General features: G+C 63.1%; 3 protein-coding genes. All 3 read left to right on the top strand.

What is annotated here, in order from left to right:
- The coding region (gene gcvT, locus ACR0JB_RS21710) for a glycine cleavage system aminomethyltransferase GcvT (protein WP_170400176.1) at positions 1-1,083 on the top strand (1,083 nt) is incomplete at its 5' end.
- Between the two features lie 17 nt (positions 1,084-1,100).
- Positions 1,101-1,466 (top strand): glycine cleavage system protein GcvH, encoded by a 366-nt coding sequence (gene gcvH, locus ACR0JB_RS21705; RefSeq protein WP_170352139.1) that lies wholly within the window; start codon positions 1,101-1,103, stop codon positions 1,464-1,466.
- A 143-nt stretch (positions 1,467-1,609) separates the two neighbouring features.
- Complete coding sequence (gene gcvP / locus ACR0JB_RS21700; RefSeq protein ID WP_480790295.1) at positions 1,610-4,465, top strand: aminomethyl-transferring glycine dehydrogenase; 2,856 nt, start codon at positions 1,610-1,612, stop codon at positions 4,463-4,465.
- Position 4,466: the final 1 nt, after the last annotated feature.

Here is a 4,466-nt window from a genome sequence, read left to right as displayed (position 1 = left end):
AAACGCACTCCTCTCTACGATCTCCATGTTGAGTTGGGAGGCAAGCTGGTTGATTTTGCTGGGTGGGAGATGCCTGTTCAGTATCCGCTGGGGATTATGGGTGAGCATAAGCAGTGTCGTGAGAAGGCGGCGGTGTTTGATGTGTCGCATATGGGTCAGGTGATCCTGCGCGGTGAGGATGTGGGCGCGAAGCTTGAGGCGATCTGCCCGCAGGCCTATGCGACGCTGAAGGAAGGCAAGGCGCGGTACGGGTTTTTCACCAATGCCGAAGGCGGGATCATGGACGATTTGATCGTGTCGAATGCGGGGGATCATTTCTTTGTGGTGGTGAACGCGGCGCTGCGGCATCAGGACATTCCGCATATGAAAGCGAACCTTGAAGGCGTTGAAGTGACCGAGATCTTCGACCGCGCGCTGGTGGCGGTTCAGGGCCCCAAGGCCGAAGATGTCGTGGGCGAACTGTGCCCGGTGGCGCGGGACCTGAAGTTCATGGAAACCACCGTTGCCGATATCAACGGTGTCGAATGCCGCATCTCGCGGCTGGGCTATACCGGCGAGGACGGGTATGAGATCTCGATCCCCGAGGATAAGGCAATCGAGGTCACCAAGGCCTTCCTGGCGCATGAGGATTGCGAACCTGCGGGTCTGGGCGCGCGCGACAGCCTGCGGCTGGAGGCGGGTCTGTGCCTCTATGGCAATGACATCGACCAGACGACCTCGCCGATTGAGGCGTCCCTTGGCTGGGCCATTCAAAAGCGCCGCAAGGAAGAAGGCGGTTTTCCGGGTGCGGACCGCGTACAAAAGGAACTGGCCGAGGGTCCGGCGCGCAAGCTGGTGGGCATCAAGCCCGACGGCCGCGCCCCCGCGCGTCAGGGTGTGGAAATCCAGTGTGCCGAAGGCAATACCATCGGCCAGATCACCTCGGGCAGCTTTGGCCCCACGGTCGGCGGTCCCGTTGCGATGGGCTATGTGAGCAAGGGTCATGGTGAGCCGGGCGAGAAGGTCAATCTGATCATCCGGGGCAAGGCGCAACCAGCGCAGATCGTGGCGCTGCCCTTCGTCAAACAGAATTACAAGCGTTGAAGTCAGGAGAGAGAGACATGGCAACCTATTATTCCGAAGAGCATGAATGGCTGACCGTCGAAGGGGACACGGCCACTCTGGGCATCACCAAACACGCGGCTGAGCAGCTGGGTGAAGTGGTGTTTGTCGAGCAGCAGGAAGCGGGCGACGAGTTCGAAAAAGGCGGCGAGATCGGCGTGATCGAATCCGTCAAGGCCGCGTCCGAGCTTTATGCGCCGGTCGATGGTGAGATCACCGAGGTCAACGAGGCGCTGGCCGACAACCCCGGCGCGCTGAACGAAGACCCCGAGGGCGAGGCCTGGATCTACAAGATCAAGATCGCGGATGCCGCGCAGCTTGAGGATCTGATGGACGAAGCCGGCTACAAGTCCTTCATCGGGTAAATCTATGTCGGAGCCCTGTCCCTGGGGCTCCGCCCGTTCGGGCCTGAATCTGTCCACCGGACAGATTCCGGGACGGCCCTCACTCTCCGCCGGAGGCTCCCGCAGTCTCCGCCGGACCTGACCTTTTCGACAGGAGCGCTGCAATGGCCTTCAAACTGACCGATTACGAAGCCTATGACTTCGCCAACCGCCGCCACATCGGCCCGTCGCCCACCGAGATGCGCGACATGCTCAAGGTGATCGGCTTCAAGACGCTGGACCAGCTGATCGACGCCACGGTGCCGCCTGCGATCCGGCAGAAAGAGCCGCTGGACTGGGGTCCGGCGATGACGGAACGCGATGCGCTCTTTCACATGAAAGAGGTGGCGAGCAAGAACAAGGTTCTGACCTCGCTGATCGGTCAGGGCTATTACGGCACCACCACGCCGGCACCGATCCTGCGCAACATCCTGGAAAACCCGGCCTGGTACACCGCCTATACGCCGTATCAGCCCGAGATCAGTCAGGGCCGTCTTGAGGCGCTGTTGAACTTCCAAACCATGGTCAGCGATCTGACCGGGCTGGACGTGGCCAACGCCTCGCTGCTGGACGAAGCCACAGCCGCTGCCGAAGCGATGGCGATGGCCAAGCGCGGCGGTCGCTCCAAGGCCAACAACGCGGCCTTCTTTGTCGACCGCAACTGCCACCCGCAGACCATCGCGGTGATCAAAACCCGGGCTGAGCCGCTGGGCATCGACGTGCAGGTCGGCGACCCCGATGCGCTGGATGCAGGTGCCGTCTTTGGCGCGATCTTCCAGTATCCCGGCACCCACGGCCATGTGCGCGACTTTACCGCCGAGATTGCGGCGCTGCACGAACACAAGGCGATTGCCATCGTCGCCGCCGACATCCTGTCGCTGGCGCTGCTGAAGTCACCGGGCGAGATGGGCGCGGATATCGCCATTGGCTCGACCCAGCGCTTTGGCGTGCCAATGGGCTATGGTGGCCCGCACGCCGCTTATATGGCGACCACCGACAAGCTGAAGCGGTCGATGCCCGGCCGGATCATCGGTGTCAGCATCGACAGCCGCGGCAACAAGGCCTACCGCCTGTCGCTGCAAACCCGCGAGCAACACATTCGCCGCGAGAAAGCCAACTCGAACGTCTGCACAGCGCAGGCGCTGCTGGCGGTCATCGCCTCGATGTATGCCGTGTACCACGGCCCCGACGGCATCAAGGCCATCGCGCAATCGGTGCATCGCAAGACCTCGCGCATGGCCGCGGGTCTGGAAGAGGCGGGCTTTGCCGTGGAACCGGAAGTGTTCTTCGACACCATCACGGTTGAGGTCGGCCACCTGCAGAACGTCGTGATGGAGGCCGCCGTGGCCCGTGGCGTCAACCTGCGCAAGGTGGGCGACAGCAAAGTAGGCATCAGCCTGGACGAACAGACCCGCCCCGAGACCATCGAGGCCGTCTGGGGCGCCTTCGGCATCGACCGCAAGGATGACAGCTCGAACGTGGCCTACCGCCTGCCGGATTACGCGCTGCGCGAAAGCGCCTATCTGACCCATCCGATCTTCCACCAGAACCGGGCCGAGGCCGAGATCACGCGCTATATGCGCCGTCTGGCCGACCGCGACCTGGCGCTGGACCGGGCGATGATCCCGCTGGGGTCCTGCACCATGAAGCTGAACGCCACGATCGAGATGATCCCGGTCACCTGGCCCGAGTTTGGTAACCTGCACCCGTTCTGCCCCGAAGATCAGGCGCAGGGCTATCACGAGATGATTGCGGATCTGAACGACAAGCTGTGCCAGATCACCGGGTATGACGCGATCTCCCAGCAGCCCAACTCGGGCGCGCAGGGCGAATATGCGGGCCTGCTGACCATCCGCAACTATCACGCATCGCGGGGTGAGGCGCACCGCAATGTCTGCCTGATCCCGACCTCGGCGCATGGCACCAACCCGGCCTCGGCGCAGATGGTGGGCTATCAGGTTGTGCCGGTGCAGGCGGATGAGAACGGCAACATCGATGTCGCCGATTTCCGCGCCAAGGCGGAAAAGCACAGCGATCATCTGGCTGCCTGCATGATCACCTATCCGTCCACCCATGGCGTGTTCGAGACCACCGTGCAGGAGGTCTGCCAGATCACCCATGATCACGGCGGTCAGGTCTATATCGACGGTGCCAACATGAACGCCATGGTCGGCCTGTCGCGTCCCGGTGACATTGGCGGCGACGTCAGCCACCTGAACCTGCACAAGACCTTCTGCATCCCGCATGGCGGCGGCGGCCCCGGCATGGGCCCGATCGGCGTCAAGGCGCATCTGGAAGAGCATCTGCCCGGCCACCCGGAATACGGCAGTGCCATCGGCCCGGTCTCGGCCGCGCCCTTCGGCTCGCCGTCCATTCTGCCGGTCAGCTGGGCCTATGTGCTGCTGATGGGTGGCGCGGGTCTGACCCAGGCCACGAAAGTGGCGATCCTGAACGCCAACTACATCGCGGCGCGTCTGAGCGAGGCCTATCCGATCCTCTACACCTCGGAAACGGGCCGGGTGGCGCATGAATGCATCCTCGACACCCGTCCCTTGGACGAGGCGGCCCATGTCAGCGTCGACGACATCGCCAAGCGTCTGGTCGATTCAGGCTTCCACGCGCCCACCATGTCCTGGCCGGTGGCCGGCACCCTGATGGTCGAGCCCACGGAATCGGAACCCATGGCGGAACTCGACCGTTTCTGCGACGCCATGCTGTCCATCCGGGCCGAGGCACAGGACATCATCGACGGCAAGATCGACGCGGACAACAACCCGCTGAAAAACGCCCCCCACACGGTGCGCGATCTGGTCGGCGACTGGGACCGCCCCTACACCCGAGAACAGGCCTGCTTCCCGCCGGGCTCCATGGGCGTCGACAAATACTGGTCCCCCGTCAACCGCGTCGACAACGCATATGGCGACCGAAACCTCGTCTGCACATGCCCACCAATGGACGCATACGAAGAAGCCGCAGAATAAA

The sequence above is a fragment of the Ruegeria sp. BI7 genome (genome assembly GCF_056537925.1).
Note: the sequence above shows the minus strand (reverse complement) of the source record. Positions and strands in the feature narration are given on the sequence as shown.

Bases quoted from the DNA above. Each gene is read 5' to 3' on its own strand.
- gcvP (WP_480790295.1), top strand. From the start codon at position 1,610: ATGGCCTTCAAACTGACCGATTACGAAGCCTATGACTTCGCCAACCGC.
- gcvH (WP_170352139.1), top strand. From the start codon at position 1,101: ATGGCAACCTATTATTCCGAAGAGCATGAATGGCTGACCGTCGAAGGG.